General features: G+C 38.1%; 17 protein-coding genes and 1 other annotated feature. All 17 genes read left to right on the top strand.

All coding sequences use genetic code 11. The annotated features are described in order from the left end of the window. Positions 1–4: 4 nt before the first annotated feature. Complete coding sequence (locus AAJG31_RS20730; protein WP_115674151.1) at positions 5–2,923, top strand: VWA domain-containing protein; 2,919 nt, start codon at positions 5–7, stop codon at positions 2,921–2,923. A gap of 197 nt (positions 2,924–3,120) precedes the next feature. Beyond that, the gene (gene hemA / locus AAJG31_RS20735; RefSeq protein WP_048395129.1) at positions 3,121–4,485 is read left to right on the top strand and encodes a glutamyl-tRNA reductase; all 1,365 of its coding nucleotides are present in this window, start codon (positions 3,121–3,123) and stop codon (positions 4,483–4,485) included. A gap of 182 nt (positions 4,486–4,667) precedes the next feature. After that, a complete protein-coding gene (gene ccsA / locus AAJG31_RS20740) occupies positions 4,668–5,495 on the top strand; it encodes a cytochrome c biogenesis protein CcsA (protein WP_004226624.1) in 828 nt (275 codons plus the stop codon). Between the two features lie 18 nt (positions 5,496–5,513). Beyond that, the gene (gene hemC / locus AAJG31_RS20745) at positions 5,514–6,446 is read left to right on the top strand and encodes a hydroxymethylbilane synthase (protein ID WP_054550018.1); all 933 of its coding nucleotides are present in this window, start codon (positions 5,514–5,516) and stop codon (positions 6,444–6,446) included. Next, positions 6,436–7,197 carry a uroporphyrinogen-III synthase gene (locus AAJG31_RS20750; RefSeq protein WP_279495632.1) on the top strand — a complete coding sequence of 254 codons (762 nt, stop codon included), beginning with the start codon at positions 6,436–6,438 and terminating at the stop codon, positions 7,195–7,197. The genes hemC and AAJG31_RS20750 overlap by 11 nt, the downstream gene beginning before the upstream one ends. Next, positions 7,194–8,174, top strand: coding sequence for a porphobilinogen synthase (gene hemB / locus AAJG31_RS20755; protein ID WP_048395134.1), 981 nt, complete (start codon positions 7,194–7,196; stop codon positions 8,172–8,174). The genes AAJG31_RS20750 and hemB overlap by 4 nt, the downstream gene beginning before the upstream one ends. Then, a complete protein-coding gene (gene hemL, locus AAJG31_RS20760) occupies positions 8,175–9,467 on the top strand; it encodes a glutamate-1-semialdehyde 2,1-aminomutase (protein WP_259419348.1) in 1,293 nt (430 codons plus the stop codon). It abuts the gene before it with no gap. A 546-nt stretch (positions 9,468–10,013) separates the two neighbouring features. Next, positions 10,014–10,460, top strand: coding sequence for an SRPBCC family protein (locus tag AAJG31_RS20765; RefSeq protein WP_048395138.1), 447 nt, complete (start codon positions 10,014–10,016; stop codon positions 10,458–10,460). A gap of 170 nt (positions 10,461–10,630) precedes the next feature. Continuing rightward, a complete protein-coding gene (locus tag AAJG31_RS20770; protein WP_175400699.1) occupies positions 10,631–11,305 on the top strand; it encodes a valyl-tRNA synthetase in 675 nt (224 codons plus the stop codon). A gap of 273 nt (positions 11,306–11,578) precedes the next feature. Next, positions 11,579–11,836: a binding site (T-box leader), on the top strand. Positions 11,837–11,916: 80 nt separating this feature from the next. Continuing rightward, positions 11,917–14,562, top strand: coding sequence for a valine--tRNA ligase (locus tag AAJG31_RS20775; RefSeq protein WP_259419347.1), 2,646 nt, complete (start codon positions 11,917–11,919; stop codon positions 14,560–14,562). 257 nt (positions 14,563–14,819) lie between these two features. Then, positions 14,820–15,218, top strand: a complete 399-nt coding sequence (locus tag AAJG31_RS20780) for a hypothetical protein (RefSeq protein WP_279495631.1) — start codon at positions 14,820–14,822, stop codon at positions 15,216–15,218. Between the two features lie 134 nt (positions 15,219–15,352). Then, the gene (locus AAJG31_RS20785; protein ID WP_279495630.1) at positions 15,353–16,633 is read left to right on the top strand and encodes a folylpolyglutamate synthase/dihydrofolate synthase family protein; all 1,281 of its coding nucleotides are present in this window, start codon (positions 15,353–15,355) and stop codon (positions 16,631–16,633) included. Continuing rightward, positions 16,630–17,880, top strand: coding sequence for a bifunctional folylpolyglutamate synthase/dihydrofolate synthase (locus AAJG31_RS20790; RefSeq protein ID WP_279495629.1), 1,251 nt, complete (start codon positions 16,630–16,632; stop codon positions 17,878–17,880). The genes AAJG31_RS20785 and AAJG31_RS20790 overlap by 4 nt, the downstream gene beginning before the upstream one ends. 168 nt (positions 17,881–18,048) lie before the next feature. Continuing rightward, positions 18,049–18,693 (top strand): hypothetical protein, encoded by a 645-nt coding sequence (locus AAJG31_RS20795; protein WP_004226648.1) that lies wholly within the window; start codon positions 18,049–18,051, stop codon positions 18,691–18,693. Between the two features lie 98 nt (positions 18,694–18,791). Further along, positions 18,792–19,385 carry a Maf family protein gene (locus AAJG31_RS20800; RefSeq protein ID WP_066036508.1) on the top strand — a complete coding sequence of 198 codons (594 nt, stop codon included), beginning with the start codon at positions 18,792–18,794 and terminating at the stop codon, positions 19,383–19,385. 33 nt (positions 19,386–19,418) lie between these two features. Beyond that, entirely contained in the window at positions 19,419–20,090 is a 672-nt protein-coding gene (gene radC / locus AAJG31_RS20805; protein WP_175400705.1) for a DNA repair protein RadC, read from the top strand. Between the two features lie 580 nt (positions 20,091–20,670). After that, complete coding sequence (locus AAJG31_RS20810; protein WP_048395153.1) at positions 20,671–21,690, top strand: rod shape-determining protein; 1,020 nt, start codon at positions 20,671–20,673, stop codon at positions 21,688–21,690. The last annotated feature ends 9 nt before the right edge of the window (positions 21,691–21,699 follow it).

Genomic DNA, 21,699 nt, shown 5'->3' on the forward strand with positions numbered 1-21,699 from the left:
AAAAATGACATATGTAAAAAAAGCATTGCTTGCTATGCTTTGCTTCATGCTTCTACTGATGACAGCTACACCTACTGTTACGCAAGCAGCTACAACAATTAGAGATGTTCCAACAAATAGCAATAATTATAAAGCTATTTCATGGGCGGTTGATAATGACCTGATGTCCTTAAATAGTGCAAGTAATTTTTTACCAAATGATCAAGTGACTGATCGCGATCTTGTTCTGATGTTTGCCAAACTAGATCGTAACTATGCTTTATCTTATATTGATAGTGTTGCTTATAATTTCTATAGTGATTTTTATTTACCATTTAATGGTACACATGTAAATACGAATCGAACAAAAGCTGTAACACGTGGCCAATTTGCCCAAATTTACGCGGCTTTTAAAGGCTTAGATTTAGATGAGCCACAGGCAGTTCAATATTTATATTCAAATGATTTATCTACAAGCTCTACAGGCAAAAACACATTCGCTAGCTTTAATCCATCCACAAAATTAACAAGGGGTGATGTTGCTGTATTTTTCTATCGTGCTGTTCAAAATAGTACTTTCGCAGTACAAGGATTAAAACGTAGTCCAGCTGGTCGTGATAATGATAGCATTACATTACCACCTGGTTTTATGGGATCTAGTAGTGCTGATTTTGAAGAGCCGAAGGATAATTCAAATGATTTTACTGGTCCAAATAATGTTAATAATGCATTGCAGAGTATCGTGGTGGAAAAACCGGATTTAATTGCAAATAATGTAGATACCACACTAGTTACAGTGTCTTTAAAGGCTTGTAATGGTGATCCTATCGCTGATGATAAATCTTATTCATTCCGCGTGAAGGCATCCTACGGAAATATTGTTGATACTGCAGGTGAAGCAGTTGACATTGTCCAATCGGATGGTTCAACGGTATCTGCTATAGTGGTAGCACCAAAATTAACTAAATCAGTACGTGATACAATAACTTTTGAGCTGATTAATAATACGGACCCAGCAATGAAGTGTCTAGTTGGAGAGAAACTAAACGCAGAAGTTCGTTATGCACCACAGCCTGAATTGCGTATTGATTACCAAGTATACGACCCAGCAAATACAGATGATAATGGGAGCGTGATTCCTGAATTTCCAAAAAGTGAAGATATTCCAGAGTTCTTTACGCAAAATTTAATTGATGTTTATAGCCCAGTTCCTCTAGATTCTAATTCAGATAAAAAATTATTTAGTATTGGGCAGCAAACAAATGTGAAGGACGTTTTAGGGAATGTGCAAAACATCTATTTGCGTTACGGTGGATCTGATCCTAAATATCCGGCATTAGGTTATGAAAATGCTATTCTTCAATTTGAAAACTATGATATTTCTGTTCACTTATTTGAGGAACTTTTAAAGACACGTTTTGAGAACTCTGTTACAACGCCAGCTAAAACGGAAATAATGTATTTAATTGCTGACGATGGTCGTCCTATTTATCGCGTTCAGGGCATTGATGATGATATTGCCTCACAGGTAGAAAACATTAATCCAGTAGGCGCCATTATTCAGCTTATGAAAGAAATGCCAGACGAAAAAGATTTAACATTAGAACATTATGACAGTGTTATGAAGATTTATTCGATCTTCACTAACTTAAGTAACTATGACCGCACGGTATTATTAAAATACCAAGGAGGTAAATTACTTGGACAAGTAGAGGCGTTTAAAAAACGAGTAGAGGCCCTAAAGGAAAGTGCGGATGCTGCATCAAGACCTTCAGGAAAAGATCGTTATACAAAAGTAATGGTGACTTTAGTGCGTCCTGGTGGAGAGCCTATTACAGATTATCAAGGAACAGTCAAAATTAAGTATGACGGAGTAGAAAAAACAGCTTCATTCATTACGAACACTTCTGATCCATTAAATAACACAGGGAATCCAGGTACTGCTGTAGCCTACTTTGATTCAGTTATATATGGCAAATCTAAAGTGGAAGCAAGACTTGTCAATCCAATAGACCCTCGCTATGCAACGTCCTTGAAGGGTTTAAAAGATAAAACAGTGACGAAAGATATTTTTACGAATCCATACTTCAGTAAAAACTCTTGTTCTTTAGCAACAGAAATTGCTTATGTAGTGGATTATTCTTCTTCCATGAAGGCTGTTGATCCAACAAATTATCGTGGGAAGAAAATGATTGAACTAATCAATCAATTAAAGGCTAAAAATAACATAGTCATTGAAACCAATACAAAAGCGACAGTACTTGGAGAAGGTACAACAGAAAATGTGTTGAAAAAAGATCTTTATAAAGCATCGAAAGATAAGGGTGCAACCGATATTTTTGCAGGCATCGATATTGCTTTAACAAAATTCTCGAACGATTCGAAAACATCCAAAGCGATTGTCGTTGTATCTGATGGTAAAACGAGTAAATCAAAAATGACAAAAGTTATAAATGAAGCGAAAAAGCAAGGTGTCAAAGTATACACAGTAAGTATGGGCAAAAAATCACAAGTAAATGACGCTACTTTAATGCAATTATCTTCAGAAACGGGCGGAACGTACTTCCATGCAATTGATAATTTGCAATTGCATCAAGTCTTCCAGAAGTTAATTGATACAATTTTATGTAAAACGCAAGCTTCAAGCTGTATCAACCCAGAAGATTTATTTGAAGAGACAAGTGTTTCGCTACGAAAAGGTTATATTACAATGAGTGCTCGAGTTGATGGTAACTGTCAAAACGTTGCGAAGATGAATGTACGTTTTAATTCAATCAGTGGAGATGTCCAGTTTGATTTGCAAAAGCGTAGTGATCAAGTGTATATGTTAACAAAAACTGTTCAAACTATGCAGGACTTTAAAGTCAATGATGAGATTGAGTTTATAGCATACGATAAAGATGGAAATATGATTGCAATAAAGACTGTTACAATAACAAATTAATGAGAAAACTGCCTCCGATAATGGGGGCAGTTTTTTAATTTGAAACAACACGTATAATTTGTTACACTTAGTTTATAATAATTCTAATGTAGATGACGAATTGCAGTTCTTCATGACATGTTCACAAATTATTGATGAACTCTTGTCGAACTGTGCTATAATGAGATTTGTGAATTAGAACGTGTGAGGTGTTATTCATGCATACCATCGTAGTAGGCTTGAATTATAAAACAGCGCCTGTTGAAATACGTGAGAAGTTATCATTCATTGAGAGTGAACTGCCACAAGCAATGGAAGCGCTGCAAAAGCAAAAAAGTATATTAGAGAACGTAATTGTTTCGACATGTAATCGTACAGAAATATATGCTGTTGTGGATCAATTGCATACTGGACGTCATTTTGTGAAACAATTTTTAGCCAACTGGTTTGATTTGCCTGTGGAGACATTTTCTTCGTATTTAACGATTCGTGAAGAAGATGAGGCAGTCGAACATTTATTTAAAGTGACAGCTGGAATCGATTCAATGGTTCTAGGTGAAACACAAATTTTAGGGCAAGTAAAAAAAAGCTTTTTAAGTGGACAAGAGATTGGCACAACAGGAACGGTATACAATCAGCTATTTAAACAAGCAGTAACATTTGCAAAGCGTGCTCATAATGAAACAGCGATTGGTGAGAATGCGGTATCCGTTTCCTATGCGGCCGTAGAATTAGCAAAGAAAATTTTTGGCTCATTACAACGCAAGCATGTAGCTATTTTAGGTGCAGGAAAAATGGGGGAACTTGCAATTGAGAACCTTTACGGTAGTGGTGTAGGGAAAGTTACTGTCATTAACCGTACATTTGAAAAAGCAGAAAGCTTAGCAGCTAAATTCCATGGTGAAGCTAAATCAATGAAGGAATTACAATGTTCTTTGTTAGAAGCGGATATTTTAATTACTTCAACAGGTGCTACTGATTATGTTATTGATTACGAGCTAATGCAATTTGTGGAACGTTTACGTAAAGGAAAACCATTATTCATGGTAGATATAGCGGTTCCTCGTGATATTGACCCACGAGTTGGCGACCTACCAAATGTATTCCTATATGATATTGATGATTTACAAGGTATTGTCGAAGCGAACTTAGCAGAGCGTGAACGTGCTGCTGCTGATATTACTAATATGATTGGCGAAGAAGTTGTGCAATTTAAAGACTGGGTAGCTACTCTTGGGGTAGTGCCAGTCATCTCAGCATTACGTAAAAAAGCAAATCGTATTCAACAAGAGACTATGACAAGTATCGAAAATAAAATGCCAGATTTAACGGAACGTGAACGTAAAATTTTAAGCAAACATACAAAATCTATTATCAATCAATTGTTAAAAGAGCCAATCTTGCAAGCTAAAGAAATGGCTAATTCTCCAAAAGCAAATGAACAGTTACGTTTATTCCAACAAATTTTTGGTATAGAGGATGCTGTGGAAGCTGAAGTTCATGAGATGACAAAGCAAGAGCTTGAGCGCAAAGAACGCGCACAGGTATCTCAGACTTCTACTGAACCAAAGTACTCTTTCTAAATTATCTATTGCGCTCACGTAGAAAGCTGTGATTGTACATGGGTGTTACGCGCAATTGGATTTTCTACTGATATTACATGAGGCGTTTTCGTATCTGTATGGTAAACTAAGGATACGAAAACGTTTTTTTGTTTTCTATGCTAAAATAGTTTATTAATTTCACGACAAAGAAGGGATGTCTATTGGCTGATTTGACCATGACGAGGCTCTATGAAGTGATGATCGTCTTGTATGCGATCAGTCTAGTTTTTTACTTTACTGATTATTTTTATAAGCAAGTACGTGCAAGACGCATTGCTTTTTGGCTTGTTTCATTTGTATGGATGATTCAAAGTGCCATTATCATTTTAACGTTTGTGGAAACGAAGCGTTTTCCGATTTTATCCTTGTCTGAGGGAATACTTTTTTATTCCTGGTTACTCGTGACGTTATCCATTATCCTTCATTGCATAGCAAGGGTGGATTTACCTGTGTTTATTATTAATATACTAGGATTTTTATTCGCTAGTATATTTACTTTTATGCCGAAACGTCCTACAGGAGCTGTCGGGGATACTTTAATTTCAGAGATGCTTTTTATTCATATATCATTTGCAATATTGTCTTATGCAGCTTTTACATTAACATTTGTGTTTGCCATTTTGTATCTCGTTCTATATCGATTGCTGAAAAAGAAAAAGTGGTCGCATTTATGGACTAGATTGCCTTCCTTGCAGCAGACAAGCAGCTGGATGAATATTTCATTTTTCATTGGAATTCCGATGTTATTTATAAGTTTAATATTAGGGTTTGAATGGGCACTATTAACATTAGAGAGTCTTTCGATTTTCGATGCGAAAATCATAGGGTCCTTCATTATTTTAATTTTGTATTGTTTTATCCTATATGTGAATCGCAAAAGCAAGCTGACAGGTACAACTTATGCATGGGTACATATTTATGCCTATCTATTAGTTGTTGTAAACTTCTTCTTAGGTAGTAGTTTATCGCGATTCCATTTATGGTATTAGAAGAAAGGTTGGAGACTGTTGAGAAAAATTATTGTAGGTTCTAGGAGAAGTAAATTAGCGCTAACGCAAACAAATTGGTTCATTAATGAATTAAAAGCGGCTGGTGCACCATTCGAATTTGAAGTAAAAGAGATTGTAACAAAAGGTGACCAAATTTTAGATGTACAGCTTTCAAAAGTAGGTGGGAAAGGGTTGTTTGTAAAAGAAATTGAACAAGCCCTTTACGATAAAGAAATTGACTTTGCTGTTCATTCTATGAAAGATATGCCTGCTGTATTGCCAGATGGGCTAGTGATTGGTTGTATTCCACCACGTGAAGATGCTCGTGATGCATTTATTTCGAAAGAGCATGTTAAATTTGCTGACCTTCCTGCGGGAGCAGTCGTTGGGACAAGTTCTTTACGTCGTAGTGCTCAGCTTTTAACAGTACGTCCTGATATCGAAATTAAATGGATTCGTGGAAATGTTGATACACGCTTAGCTAAGCTTGAAACAGAAGAATATGATGCCATTATTTTAGCAGCGGCTGGTTTGAAACGCCTTGGGTGGAGTGATGATGTAGTCACTGAGTTTTTACCTGTCGAACAATGTCTACCAGCTGTAGCGCAAGGTTCTCTTGGCATTGAATGTCGTGCCGATGATGCGGAGCTTTTAGCCGAATTAGGTAAGTTGACTGATTCATTCACTTGGCAAGAAGCACATGCAGAACGTGCATTTTTAGCTGCAATGGATGGTGGTTGTCAAGTTCCGATTGCTGGTTATGCCACTTCAAATGGGGAAGAAATTACATTAACAGGCCTTGTTGCTGCTCCAGATGCATCTGTTGTGTATAAGGAAACAGTAGTTGGCACAGATGCACAAAAAATTGGAGAAGAACTAGCTGCTAGTTTAACAAAACAGGGAGCTTTCGATTTAATTCAGCGTGTAAAGGCAGAGCAAGATGCCCAGTAATTTACCTCTAAAGGGTAAAACCATACTTTTAACAGGCACATCTAAGACAACAACCATTGTCGAAAATATAACAGCTTTAGGTGGACATGCCATCGTAGCCCCATTAATTGAAACTTGTGAACGATTAGATAGCAAGGATCCTGAACTATTGAACCGCGCTAAGCAATATGATTGGTTGATTTTTACTAGTCAAAATGCTGTAGAAGCTTTTGCTAGTAAAATGCTTCGACATCAATTTAATGCAAGTCATTTCAAAGGAAAAATAGCTTCCATTGGATCTAAAACAACAACAGCATTAGAAAATTTAGGATTTCAAGTGAGCTTTATGCCTTCCATATTTAGTGCTGATATTTTCGTTAAAGAATTTCCGAGTGTAGCGGGTGATCAACCGAGATGTCTGTTTATTCGAGGAGAAAAGGCGAAAAGTACGCTGAAGGATGGATTGCCTTTTGAATTAAAAGAATGGACAGTCTATGAAACGATAGAACGACATGATCAAACATCTGTTATTGTCAGTTACATCCAGCAACATCAAAATGTTACAGTGATTTTTGCTAGTCCTTCAGCAGTTGACGTGTATGCAATGGAAGTTGTTCCACATATTGGCTGGGAAGCAGCTCGCATTGCAGCCATCGGTCATATTACGGAAGCAGCTCTTGAACAATACGGTGCTACTGTGGATATTATGCCAAGCGTTTATACAATGCAAGCAGTCATCGAAGAAATTATGAAAGTAGGGGACAAATCATGACAAAACTACAATTTCAAAGACACCGTCGTTTGCGTGCCAATGCAACGATGAGATCAATGGTAAAAGAAACATACTTACATAAAGAGGACCTGATCTATCCTATTTTTGTAATAGAAGGCGAAAATATTAAAAATGAAGTACATTCAATGCCTGGCGTTTTTCAATTTTCATTAGATAAACTAGAGGCAGAGGTGGATGAGGTTGTAGCATTAGGTATTCCTGCAGTTATTTTATTTGGCTTGCCAGCTGAAAAGGATGCGGTTGGAACAGGTGCATTTCATGATCATGGCATTGTGCAAGAAGCGACTCGACTCATTAAAACACGTCATCCTGAGTTGTTAGTCATCGCGGATACATGCTTATGTGAATTTACGGATCATGGACATTGTGGCTTAATTGAGGGCGATCAAATTTTGAATGATCCTTCATTAGATGTTTTAGCTCGCACGGCGATATCACAAGCAAAAGCTGGCGCTGATATCATTGCTCCATCAAATATGATGGATGGCTTTGTAACGGCAATTCGCGCTGGTCTGGATGAAGCTGGTTTTGAACATATCCCGATTATGTCCTATGCAGTCAAATATGCATCCAGTTACTATGGACCTTTCCGTGATGCTGCAGATGGTGCTCCGCAATTTGGTGATCGTAAATCCTACCAAATGGATCCATCAAATCGTCTAGAGGCATTCCGTGAAGCGGAGTCAGATATCGAAGAGGGCGCAGATTTCCTAATTGTCAAGCCTGCCCTTAGCTATTTAGATATTATTCGAGACATGAAAAATAACTATCCATTACCGCTTGTTGCGTATAACGTTTCAGGTGAATATGCAATGATTAAAGCGGCTGCTATAAATGGTTGGATTGAAGAGAAAAAAGTTGTGCTTGAAACATTATTAGGCATGAAACGTGCAGGCTCTGATTTAATCATTACGTATCATGCAAAAGATGCTGCACGTTGGTTGGAGGAGAAATAAATGACACGTTCTTACGAAAAATCAAAACAAGCCTATGCTGAAGCTGTTCAATTAATGCCGGGCGGTGTAAGTAGCCCAGTACGTGCATTTAAATCAGTAAATATGGACCCGATTTTCATGGAATCTGGCCATGGGGCAATCATTAAAGACATTGATGGCAATGAATATATTGATTATGTATTGTCTTGGGGTCCGTTAATTTTAGGACATACACATCCAGAGGTAGTGAAAGCAATTGCAGATACAGCTGCGAAGGGTTCTTCCTTCGGTGCTCCAAGCTATACAGAAAATCGCTTAGCTCAATTAGTATTAGACCGTTTACCAGGAATGGAAATGATTCGCTTTGTTTCTTCTGGAACAGAGGCTACTATGTCTGCATTACGTGTAGCACGTGGTGTGACAGGACGTGATAAGATCTTAAAGTTTGAAGGGTCTTATCATGGTCACGGTGACTCCTTATTGATTAAAGCTGGTTCTGGTGTTGCCACATTAGGCCTACCTGATAGCCCTGGCGTACCTGCAGATATCGCCCGCAATACGTTGACAGTTGCCTATAATGATTTAGAAGGGGCAAAAGTGATTTTTGAGAAATTTGGCACAGAGTTAGCTGCAGTCATTGTGGAGCCAGTAGCAGGAAATATGGGTGTTGTACCTCCACAACCAGGTTTCTTAGAAGGTTTGCGTGCACTTACTTCAGAGCACCGTGCATTATTAATCTTTGACGAAGTCATGACAGGTTTCCGCGTAGATTATGGCTGTGCACAAGGGTATTTTGGGGTAACGCCTGATATGACTACTTTAGGTAAAGTCATCGGAGGTGGTCTCCCTGTAGGCGCATTCGCTGGGAAAAAAGAAATTATGGAGCAAGTAGCACCAGCTGGACCAATTTATCAAGCAGGAACATTATCGGGGAATCCGTTAGCGATGACAGCTGGTTATGAAACGTTATCCCGTTTAGACCATGGTACGTATGATTACTTTAAAAAATTAGGGGATCAGCTTGAGGCTGGTTTCCGTGAAGCAGCAACTAAATATAATATCCCGCACACTGTTAATCGTGCAGGCTCTATGATTGGCTTCTTCTTCACGAATGAAGATGTCATTGATTTTGCTTCTGCTAAAACATCAGATTTACAATTATTCGCTGAATATTTCCGTCTAATGGCAGAGGAAGGTATTTTCTTACCTCCTTCTCAATTTGAGGGACTATTCATCTCAACAGCTCACACGGAAGAGCACATTGCGACAACAGTGGCAGCATTCCATAAAGTATTTGCGCAATTAGCGCAATAAAATTTGATAGAGCATGCTAGAATTATTTCTAGCATGCTCTTCTGCTGTTGAAAAACAAAACCATCACTAGAATTTTTGCGAAAGGGGAAAATGGTTTCCGTTGTAGGCTACTTGCTTTCCTATGGCTCACCTCTTTAGCTATCCCATGGGATTCAAGCACCTTCCACCCCACCCCATAAAAATGTTTCTTAATAGCAAGATTTTCAAATAAAGTAAAAGTGTTCACTACTCATTTTATTTAGAGGTGTTGTCACTCACGAACGCCCCCCTGGAAAGGATGCTAGCGGAATGGAATAAACCCTCGCTTTGTAAAATTGCTTTATATCCCATTGACATTACCTTTTTTAATGGATTAAGCAGAAGGCATTATAGTGCTTGAGGAATACATGAGTAAAAAGGAACAATAGCATATATTTACTAGTAAGTACGCTCAACTATACTGGATGAAGGACCTGCTTTTGTCAAAATTACATCTTTCAGCATAGCCAAATTGTGGGCGATATCGTTTATAATATAGCTATTCATAAAAGAAAGTAGTGAATTGATATGGCAACAGGCACACACACGGTCGAAGTACCCGTAGGGATTGAACATGTATGGGATTTCGTTAGTGATATGGAAAAATGGGCAAAGCTTGTCCCTGGTTATAATGCACATGAAATGATTGATGAGAAACACTCCACTTGGACTTTTAAAGGCAATGTTGGCGTTTTGAAAAAAACAGTTGAAGTAGAAATTACAATCTTAGAATGGATAGCACCATCAAAAGTTACATTTGAATTAAAGGGGCTTTCTGATAACTTCACAGGAAATGGCTATTTCCTCGCAGAAAGTATCGACGCTGAAAATACTAAAATGACAGGATTCTTAGAAGTCATTGCAGGCGGGTTAGCTGGCCCTGTTCTCAATCCGATTTTTAAACCGATCGTACCAAAGGCAACACAAATGCTAACAGATCGTGTAGCTAATAAAATTAAATTAGTAAATGTTTAATGATACGAACATCCATGGGAATGGCATGCTAGACTATTACTTCTAGCATGCCATTTTTTTAGTAGTATCTATTTTTAACTCTGTTCAAATGGCAACATCCTAGCATACTATCCTTCGAATCGTCATATGATGCAAAGGGAGGGATTATTATCGAACACAAAACTTGGAATATGCGCGAAACATTTTGTTTTCCTGGATATGGCTGCCCAACTGAAATAGCAGCTGTTCAAATTAAGCCACAGTGGCAGGCAATGCAGTTAGAGGATTCTTTGCGACTTATGGGCATCTATCATATCACCGCACACGTTCGCTTTGATTTTCAAGATATGCAAGCATTTGCGGAAAATGAAGATTTAATTACAATTGATGCCCTTGATATTCAAGGAGATACTGGTTATTTTGAGTATGCCGTTCCTTTACATGTGGATTTACCAAAAGAATCAGATGTCAAAGATTTAATGGTCAAGGATATTCGCCCTAGTCTAACAAATCAGATGTGTCAGCTTGAGTGGACAGTCACAAGCGCTTTCAATGAGTATGAACCTGTTGTTGAAAAAGATGTGTTAGACAATCCGCACCTATCAACACATGCTTTCGAACAAGAGGAGACATTGGCTGCAATTGAAGAAAGTGTTCAAGTGAAACAACCTGCCGCAGTAGCAGCAGCTTCACGCCAAGAGAATTCTACAACAGTTGACCAAAAAGCTGTATTAAGAGAATCCTCAAGCCATATTGTTGTACGCGAATCCAGTACTTGGCATGAAGTGCCTTCTATGATTTGGGATCTAACAGAAGAATATACACCGCTTAAAGTTCGTGTTTCAAATGATGTCTTTCAAAAGTAAATAGCAGAGAAGTAGCAGGAGTAATAAGAAGACTAAATCACCTGATGTTGGCACAATAATGACACGGATAAACTGAAAAGCACAAATCGGCACGATGATGGTTCTGCAATAAAAACGAACTTGTCGTAGCCAAGGTGGTAAAAGCCAAGGGTTATACTTGCGTCGTCGCATTTGAATTGTCACTTCCTTTTCTATTTACTTTCCTCTTACTAAAAGATGACTAAATCACTTGAAAAATGACACGATCCTGCGGTACAATAAGGAAAATCAAATACAGATGCTATGATAGGGAAGAGTAAATTTTGACTACATTTTCAGAGAGGAAACGGTAGCTGAGAAGTTTCTATTTGTACGAAATTGAAGGTAGCCCTTGAGCAGCTTTAGTGAAATAATAGTAGTTAAAGCCGGTTAAACACCGTTACCGAATTGAGAGCCAGTAGAATAGGCTGAGAAAATATGTTATTTAATATTTATCTTAACCCTGCTGGAATTAAAGGTGGTACCGCGAACTAAAACTCCTTCGTCCTTTTAGACGAGAGGAGTTTTTTTATTGGGTAAAAAATAAATAGTATTTCTTTACCAACAGTTTTCAAACAATAGGAGGAGTCAATATGACAGAAAACATTTCAATGCCAACTAAATATGACCCACAGTCCATTGAAGCTGGTCGCTATGAATGGTGGTTACAAGGGAAGTTCTTCGAGGCACAGCCTGAAAGTGGGAAAAAGCCCTATTCAATCGTTATTCCACCACCGAACGTAACAGGTAAATTACACCTTGGTCATGCTTGGGATACAACATTACAAGATATTCTCATTCGTATGAAACGCATGCAAGGCTATGATGCCCTATGGTTGCCAGGTATGGACCATGCTGGTATAGCAACACAGGCAAAAGTAGAAGCCAAGCTGCGTGAGGATAATATTACACGTTATGATTTAGGACGTGAAAAATTCCTCGAAAAAACATGGGAATGGAAAGAAGAGTATGCTGGACATATTCGTGATCAATGGGCAAAGCTTGGTCTTGGATTAGATTATACACGTGAACGTTTCACATTAGACAAAGGTCTTTCAGATGCCGTAAAAACAGTTTTTGTTCAGTTATATGAAAAAGGTTTAATTTATCGTGGTGAACGTATTATCAACTGGGACCCAGCAGCAAAAACAGCATTATCTGATATCGAGGTAATTTATCAGGATGTGCAAGGTGCCTTCTATCATATGAAATATCCATTAGCTGATGGCTCTGGCTATGTAGAAGTTGCTACAACACGTCCCGAAACAATGCTTGGTGACTCTGGGGTAGCTGTTCACCCGAACGATGAGCGTTATCAGCACTTAATTGGTAAAAACGTTATTTTACCGATTGTAGGTCGCGAAATTCCAATTGTTGCTGATGAGTACGTTGATATGGAATTTGGTACTGGGGTTGTAAAAATGACACCAGCCCATGATCCGAACGACTTTGAAGTTGGTAATCGTCATAATCTAGAGCGCATTCTAGTAATGAATGAAGACGGCACAATGAATGATCTTGCTGGCAAATATAAAGGAATGGATCGCTTCGAATGCCGCAAGCAAATTGTTGCTGATTTACAAGAAGCAGGTGTGTTAATTCGCATTGAAGAGCATATGCATTCAGTAGGACACTCTGAACGTTCTGGTGCTGTTGTTGAGCCATATCTTTCAGCACAATGGTTCGTTAAAATGCAACCACTTGCTGATGCTTCCCTAGAGCTGCAAAAGGACGAAGAAGGGAAAGTAAACTTTGTTCCTGCTCGTTTTGAAAACACATATTCCCGCTGGATGGAGAATATACGCGATTGGTGTATTTCTCGTCAATTATGGTGGGGCCATCAAATCCCAGCCTGGTACCATAATGAAACAGGCGAAATATACGTAGGTAAAGAAGCCCCAGCAGATGCAGAAAACTGGACGCAAGATGAAGATGTACTAGATACATGGTTCTCTTCAGCACTATGGCCGTTTTCTACTATGGGTTGGCCAGATGAAGCAAATGAAGAATATAAACGTTACTATCCAACAAATACATTAGTAACAGGCTATGATATTATTTTCTTCTGGGTTTCTCGAATGATTTTCCAAGGCCTTGAGTTTACAGATCAACGTCCATTTAAAGATGTGCTAATTCATGGTTTAGTACGTGATGGTGAAGGGCGTAAAATGAGTAAATCACTTGGCAATGGTGTTGATCCAATGGATGTCATTGAACAATACGGTGCAGATTCATTACGCTACTTCTTAGCTACTGGTTCATCACCTGGTCAAGATTTACGCTATACAACTGAAAAAGTTGAAGCAGTATGGAACTTTGCCAATAAGATTTGGAATGCATCACGTTTTGCGCTTATGAATATGGATGGTATGAGATATGATGAGATCGATTTAACTGGTGAAAAATCTGTAGCTGACAAATGGATTTTAACGCGCTTAAATGAAACGATTGAACGTGTAACCTCTCTTGCAGAGCGTTATGAATTCGGCGAAGTTGGCCGTGAATTATACAATTTCATTTGGGATGATTTCTGTTCTTGGTATATTGAAATGGCAAAATTACCACTTTACGGTGAAGATGAAGCAGCTAAAAAGACAACTCGATCTATTTTAGCTTACGTACTAGATCAAACAATGCGTCTTTTACATCCATTTATGCCTTTCATTACAGAAGAAATCTGGCAGCACTTACCACACGAAGGTGAATCTATTACAGTGGCAGCATGGCCAACAGTACGCACAGATCTTCATTTTGCTGATGAAGCAGATAATATGAAGCTCCTAATGGATATTATACGTTCAGTACGTAATATTCGTGCGGAAGTAAATACACCGATGAGCAAAAAAGTACCGTTGTTTATTTCAGCGAAAGATGCAGCAACAGCAGCTGTACTTAAAGATAATCAAGCATATCTAGAAAAATTCTGTAATCCTGACACTTTAACAATTGGTGAAGGTTTAGAGGCCCCAGGACAATCAATGACTGCTGTTGTGACAGGAGCACAGGTATTCCTGCCTCTTGTTGGACTGATCAATCTTGAGGAAGAAATTGCCCGTCTTGAAAAAGAATTAGAGAAATGGGCAAAAGAAGTAAAGCTTGTTACAGGTAAATTATCGAATGAGAAGTTTGTATCGAAAGCACCGGAAGCGTTAGTCAACGCAGAACGTGAGAAATTAGCAGATTACGAAAGCAAGCATGCAGTTGTGTTAAAACGTTTAGAAGAATTAAAAAATATGTAAAGACGAAGCAATGGATGACGAAAAAGTCATCCATTGCTTTTTTTATGTAGAGCTAAAGATATACATTGAATTAGGAAAAAATATATAGTATTATTTTAAATAAATTGGTCTAATAGATGATGTGCAGCGCTGAACTAATAGGAAACAAAACCTAATTTCATGTTATTTAGCCGTGAAAAACCAAATCTAAATAGATGGTTTTTTAGATAGACAGTCTTTATTAGTAAAGAAAATAAGAGCCAATGGAGGTGTTGAGAATGTCAGGAAATATTGCAACCATTATTACAAAAGTCAACAAAGCATGTGATGAATTAGACTTTGTAAGCGCGAGAGTATTGATCGAAACGAATCTCTTAAAATTATCCGAAGCAAAGTATTATCGTTTATTGAATACAAGTGGCCGTGTCCTGATTAAGCACATATTAGCAAATAGTAATCCCCAACAGGATAGCACTAAATTATCACGAACAGATTTATTAACGATCCAAAAAATTAATGAATATTGCTCAGATTTTGATATATCGATGCTAAAAAGAACGTTAAAAAATGCTTTTGACTTAGTGCAACGCCCAGATGTTCATCCATTATTAAATAGTGATGCAAAAACCATTTTAAATAATATGGGTGCTTTATTATGTGCTCACAAAGTACACTAAAATAATATTAATACGAACACGCAGTTGCTAGCTGCGTGTTTTTTGTATTTTGTCATTTTGCTATGTTATTAAACGTTACTTGTACTAAAATAAAGATATTGCAGTAAGAAGGAGTGTTTCTTTTGTTTAACACAATGAACGAATGTACAAAATTTATTTTTACATTAAAAGCAGTTGATCATAAACGTGCGCCACTTGTCCTTATGCGGGAAGTACTAGGACATTTAGATGAACCTCACAATAAGCTAAGAGTAATCCATGTAGCAGGTTCAAATGGTAAAGGTTCTACGGTGAACGCATTAAGAGAAATGCTTCAACATGCAGGCTACACTGTAGGGGCATTTACGTCTCCACATTTAGAGCGAGTTAATGAACGTATGACCATTAACGGCCACCAAATTTCGGATGAGCAATTTCTCTACTATTTCAATAAACTTGCGAAAATTATAGAAGAACACTACAATGGTGAATTTCCAAGCTTTTTTGAGGTAGTTACACTCATTATGTTTCAGTATTTTGCACATGAAGGTGTAGATATAGCGCTTATTGAGACAGGGCTTGGAGGGCGTTTGGATGCGACAAATGTCGTAACACCGCTTTTAGCTATTATTACAACGATCTCGTTAGAGCATACAGCCTTTTTAGGCGACACTTTCGCAAAGGTTGCCGCAGAAAAAGCTGGCATCATCAAGGAAGGCATACCAGTTGTTGTAGGTGTTCATAATGAGGAGGCATTGGCTGTCATTAAAGCTACTGCAGAGGAACGACATGCATCATGCTTTGTTTTAGGACAAGACTTCACAGTGACAAATAGTTGGCAGAGCACTGACTATCAGCACTTTACATATGAAAAGGCTCATGTCTTGATGAAGGATGTACCATTAAAAATGGCTGGTCAACATCAAATAAATAATGCAAGTTTGGCCATCACAGCCATACTAACATTACGTGAGCAGGGGGCAATTGTCATTACTGATGATTCTATTTGTCAAGGTCTACAATGTGCGCAATGGGCAGGCCGCTTTGAGCAATGGCCGAATCAAATTGTGCTAGATGGTGCTCATAATTCAGAAGGGACAGCTGCTCTGATCCAAACACTAAAAAATGTCTATCCAAGAAACAATTATCACTTTATTTACGCGGCATTAGCAGATAAGGATCATGGTAACAGTATAGAACTAATGGATGCTGTTGCCACCTCGATCACTTTTACACAAATAGACCTACCAAATGCAATGCCTGCTGAAAGCTTAGCGATGTTGTCGACTCATGCAAATAAAACGGTTCATATAGAATGGCTAAAAAGCCTTCAAACAGTATTACAAGAACGCCAAAAAGAGGATATTGTTGTCATTACAGGCTCATTATATTTTATAGCACAAGCTCGACAGTGGCTACAGGAGGAAGGACGATGATCCCAAACTTTGATCATTATAAAGAGAAATGGCAGGTTAAAAGTGAGGATATCATTAAACCAGGTCTTACAGCGATTGAAGAGGCTTTATCATATTTAGGTAATCCTGAGCAAACTTTGCGTGTTGTCCACTTAGCGGGCACAAATGGCAAAGGCTCTACGTTAACATTTCTAGAGGCAATTGCACAAGAACATGGCTTACGCGTGGGCAAATTTATGTCACCATGTATCGTTGATGTTCATGACCAAATTCAAATAGCTGGTCAACCTATAACAGAGGCTGAAATGGATCAAGTTTTCCAACAGATGCATGAGGCTGGGCTGAGTGGCAAACTAACCAATTTTGAATTGCTGACGGTGGCGGCATTTTTACATTTTGTCAATGGGCAGGTGGATATTGCGCTGATTGAAGCGGGAATGGGTGGTTTATTGGATAGTACAAATGTGGTAACACCTATTGTCTCTATTATCCCAAGTATTGCTTTAGAGCACACAAAGTTTTTAGGGGATACGCTTGAAAGCATTGCACACCATAAAGCAGGTATTATTAAACAACAACGTCCAGTTATTATTGGTGATTTGCCTGATGAGGCGAAGCGAGTTGTGGATGCAGCAGCCGTTCGAAAAAAAGCCACTCTATTTGCATTAGGTCAGCATTTTGCCATTAAGCAAACAACTGATGGAGAAAGCTATATGAATGACGTACAGCAGTTCCAAATTGCGAACCTGAATCGTTCTATGAAGGGGACACATCAGGGAAACAATATGGCTCTCGCCATTACAGCATTTTTTGAAGTGGCGTCAGAATTAGACGTGTCTATTGATCAAACAGCTATTCGTCAAGCTGTGCAAAAGGCCTCTATTTTGGGACGCTTTGAAGAAATAATGCCTTTCGTTATATTGGATGGTGCGCATAATCCTGCAAGTGCTGAAAAATTAATAGAAACGATTCAGTGTGAATATCCAAATGAGCAGATAACATTTGTCGTTGGCATACTAGCAGATAAAGATGTTGAGCAGATTCTCGGAATTCTAGAGCAGGTGAGTGATGACTTTTACTTCGTCGATTTTGCTAATTCACGAGCAATGCCAGCACATCAAATGGTCAAACTTTCTCATGCAACATCGAAAACAACCTTGCTTGACTATGCATCCTTTATACAGGCACAATCACATAGACAGCAGAGAACCATTGTAGCAGGCTCGTTATATTTATTAACAGAGGTTCGTCATAGATTAAAACAATGAAATAACTAGGGCTCTTAATAGTGAGTCCTAGTTTTTTTATGGCTGCAAATTTAGGATTGCAATGAGTTCCGTATCAAAAAATAATAAATTCGCATTTACCCTTTGGAATGTACATATAATATCATATGATGTTGGCATAGATAGGTGGAAGGATGAGGTGATAGTTGAATGAAAATTGTAAGTCATGTGATGAAAAAACAAATATTTCGAGCAATGATTATTGGTGGATTTGTTGGTCTATTAGGTGTAGCAATTTTTCTGGGCGTTTTACAAGCCAGCACACAGTTACCTTTAAAGAAAAATGGTAGTGAAGTGGCAAATAATCAATCACAAACAGAAACGATTCCAACTGCCGGGGAGACAACCAATACATCTAATGCATCGATGTTTTATGCAAGCCAAGCTGGCGTGTATTCAAACTATGAGAGCGCAAGTTCATTTGTTGCTGAGTATCCTGCCTTAAAAGAGAGCGCGATCGTTCAAGTTGATGACAAGTTTTATGTGTGGACAAGCATGGTGACGGAGGAAAGTCAGCTAAAATTTTTACAGGACCCCGCAACCTTTAAAAAGGCATTTAGCGTCAGTGGTGAAAGCTGTAAAGAACCTACCTTGGCAGAACTACCAACTGCATTAGCAGATAAAAATGCCGCAAAATTAAATTTTAAGGAAAATGGCAAGGACTCAACGCTACCTGAGGATTGGCAGTCCATTGGCGCAGCGGCCTCTACTATTTCCAACGATATCAACATCATTCGTCTGCATGTTTTTGCACATTACCAATCTAAAAATACGTGTCTTCAAGTGAAGTTTTAACAATAAATAATAATGAAATCTTCATTATCTTGTTTTTTTGAAAATTTTCAAATTGTGCATTCTTCTGTATCATAAGGATAAGGAGGAATGATCAGATAATGTTAAAAACAAATCATAAGCTTGTCCTTGCTTCTGCTTCCCCTAGGCGCAAGGAATTGCTTAACATGCTAGCACTCCCGTTTGAAGTCTTGACAAGTGAAGTGGAAGAAACAAGTGTACAAGCTCATACAATGCAGGATTATGTAAAAGGAGTAGCTTTATTGAAGACGCGTGATGTAGCCAAAAAAGCAGCTAATGCCACGATTATTGGTGCAGATACAATCGTTGTTTACAATCAAGAGCTACTACATAAACCTAAAACGCGTGAGGAAGCTATTTCTCACTTATTACGTTTGTCAAATAACAAACATAGTGTGATGACTGCGGTCGCTATAATCGAACCGAATGGAAAGGAAACGACCTTTGTGGAAGAGACTACAGTTGTTTTCCACCGTCTATCGCAGGAATTAATCGAAGCTTATGTAGATTCAGGAGATCCTTTTGATAAAGCGGGTGGTTATGGCATTCAAACGATTGGTACACTATTAGTTAAAAGAATTGAAGGAGATTATAACAATGTTGTAGGTTTACCACTTGCAACTTTGTTTTCGCAATTGGTGGATCTACAGATAGTCCAATTTGCGAAGGAGTGAATATTTTTGCTAGAAGACGCTTTACCAACTTTGATGATACGAGATGTCAATATAGAGGATCGTCCCCGTGAACGGCTATTACGACAAGGAGCTGAGAGTTTATCGAATCAAGAGCTACTCGCTATTTTATTGAGGACAGGCACAAAGGAAGAATCTGTGCTTGTTCTTGCAAATAGGGTGTTAAATGTTTTTGAACGACTCCATCATTTGAAGCATGCAACCATCGAAGAAATGATGGCTATTAAAGGAATAGGCGAGGTGAAAGCCATTCAATTAATGGCTGCTGTTGAACTTGGTAGAAGACTGGCTCAAAAACATAATGATGAGAAATTCACAATACGTTCTCCACAAGATGCAGCAACTTACTTAATGCCTGATATGACCTCGCTTAATCAGGAGCATTTTGTTGTGCTTTTTTTAAATATAAAAAATCAAATTATTCATAAGCAAACGATTTTCATTGGCAGTTTAAATGCATCCATCGTTCATCCTAGAGAAATATTTCGAGAAGCTGTCAAAAGGTCTGCCGCTTCTATTATATGTGCCCACAACCATCCAAGTGGGGTGCCAACACCGAGCACGGAGGACATTGAAGTAACAAAGCGAATTGTTGAAGCAGGCTATATTATAGGGATAGAGTTAATTGATCACGTCATCATCGGCGACCATCAATATATTAGTTTAAAGGAAAAAGGATATTTTTAACTCTGCATACAATATGCAGAGTTTTTTATGATGAATCCATTTTGTTGTATAGAAGATTCTATTACTATAAATGACCTTAATTATAACCAGTCATAAAATTTTTGTATTTTTTTGTGGTATATTGGCGAACCTTTTTTCTTACATAACGTTAATGTATTCATAGAAAAGCAATTATCTTCACAAAAATTGGTAGCCTGATACACATTGTCTTATGGGAATAAAAATTATATGCTAATCTATACGTACTATTTTTAGTTTAAGAGGGAATTAAAATAGTATCTTTTCTGTGAGATGAAGTATGTGATACTACAAATTCTTGCGTTTTTCCGTTATAATGAACGGTATGAATTTTATCTTTATTCAGGGAGGACTCCCATCAAAATTGGTGGTGAGGTGAATGAGTGTGTAGTTTTTTCATAGGTGTAAACTACCAACTGATGGAGATAAAAAAATTTGACAGGTGTTATGGACGTTGAAAGGAGTCAATTGTGTATTTACACAATTCAATTTCCTATACATTGTCGTCAAATATATTGGATGTCAACGAAAGTATGGCTTATATAGAAAGGGAGTACACAATTTGTTTGGACTAGGAAGCAAAGATGTCGGGATTGACCTCGGCACAGCGAATACATTAGTGTTTATTAAAGGAAAGGGAATCGTATTACGTGAACCTTCAGTTGTAGCAAAAAATACAAAAACAGGGGATATTGTTGCCGTTGGTAATGATGCGAAAAATATGATTGGTCGAACACCTGGCTCAATCGTAGCGATTCGTCCAATGAAAGATGGCGTTATTGCTGACTTCGATATTACAACAGCAATGATTGAGTATTATTTAAAAGAAGCATGTAAAAACTCTGGAGGCAACTGGAAAAAACCAAATGTTATGATTTGTGTACCTTATGGTATTACTTCAGTGGAGCAGCGTGCTGTTATTGATGCTGCACGACAAGCAGGTGCAAAAGAGGCGTTCACAATCGAAGAGCCATTTGCAGCAGCAATCGGTTCAAATCTTCCTGTATGGGATCCTACAGGGTCAATGGTTGTTGATATCGGTGGAGGTACAACAGAAGTTGCCGTTATTTCTTTAGGTGGTATTGTAACGAGTGAATCTGTACGTGTTGGTGGTGATGCAATGGATCAATCCATCATTTCGTATATCCGTAAAACGTATAATTTAACAATTGGTGAACGTACAGCGGAAGCCGTAAAAATGGAAATTGGTACGGCATTGGCAGAAGGACCAGAAGCACGAATGGATATTAGAGGACGTGACCTGTTAACAGGTTTACCGAAAACAATTGAAATTTCTTCACAGGAAATTTCTGAATCATTACGTGAAGCGGTTTCCTCTATTATTGACGGTGTTCGTAAAACATTAGAACAAACACCTCCAGAATTATCTGCTGATGTAATGGAGCGCGGTATTGTATTAACTGGTGGTGGGGCACTGCTAACAAACTTAGACAAAGTAATCAGTCAAGAGACAAATATGCCAGTATTCATTGCAGAAGATCCTTTAGACTGTGTAGCGATTGGTACAGGTAAGGCATTAGATCATATCGACTTAATTCGTCAACAACAAGTTAAAGGGTAAGGAGGTTTA

Source organism: Lysinibacillus sp. BS3 (genome assembly GCF_039614735.1).
Classification (GTDB): Bacteria; Bacillota; Bacilli; order Bacillales_A; family Planococcaceae; genus Lysinibacillus; species Lysinibacillus capsici.

What these genes read in the sequence shown, in the direction of transcription:
- AAJG31_RS20780 (WP_279495631.1), top strand. Translation starts at nt 14,820, where the DNA reads ATGTCAGGAAATATTGCAACCATTATTACAAAAGTCAACAAAGCATGT.
- AAJG31_RS20765 (WP_048395138.1), top strand. Translation starts at nt 10,014, where the DNA reads ATGGCAACAGGCACACACACGGTCGAAGTACCCGTAGGGATTGAACAT.
- hemB (WP_048395134.1), top strand. Translation starts at nt 7,194, where the DNA reads ATGACAAAACTACAATTTCAAAGACACCGTCGTTTGCGTGCCAATGCA.
- AAJG31_RS20770 (WP_175400699.1), top strand. Translation starts at nt 10,631, where the DNA reads ATGCGCGAAACATTTTGTTTTCCTGGATATGGCTGCCCAACTGAAATA.
- hemL (WP_259419348.1), top strand. Translation starts at nt 8,175, where the DNA reads ATGACACGTTCTTACGAAAAATCAAAACAAGCCTATGCTGAAGCTGTT.
- AAJG31_RS20730 (WP_115674151.1), top strand. Translation starts at nt 5, where the DNA reads ATGACATATGTAAAAAAAGCATTGCTTGCTATGCTTTGCTTCATGCTT.
- AAJG31_RS20800 (WP_066036508.1), top strand. Translation starts at nt 18,792, where the DNA reads ATGTTAAAAACAAATCATAAGCTTGTCCTTGCTTCTGCTTCCCCTAGG.
- radC (WP_175400705.1), top strand. Translation starts at nt 19,419, where the DNA reads ATGATACGAGATGTCAATATAGAGGATCGTCCCCGTGAACGGCTATTA.
- AAJG31_RS20795 (WP_004226648.1), top strand. Translation starts at nt 18,049, where the DNA reads ATGAAAATTGTAAGTCATGTGATGAAAAAACAAATATTTCGAGCAATG.
- AAJG31_RS20775 (WP_259419347.1), top strand. Translation starts at nt 11,917, where the DNA reads ATGACAGAAAACATTTCAATGCCAACTAAATATGACCCACAGTCCATT.
- hemA (WP_048395129.1), top strand. Translation starts at nt 3,121, where the DNA reads ATGCATACCATCGTAGTAGGCTTGAATTATAAAACAGCGCCTGTTGAA.
- AAJG31_RS20785 (WP_279495630.1), top strand. Translation starts at nt 15,353, where the DNA reads ATGAACGAATGTACAAAATTTATTTTTACATTAAAAGCAGTTGATCAT.
- AAJG31_RS20750 (WP_279495632.1), top strand. Translation starts at nt 6,436, where the DNA reads ATGCCCAGTAATTTACCTCTAAAGGGTAAAACCATACTTTTAACAGGC.
- AAJG31_RS20790 (WP_279495629.1), top strand. Translation starts at nt 16,630, where the DNA reads ATGATCCCAAACTTTGATCATTATAAAGAGAAATGGCAGGTTAAAAGT.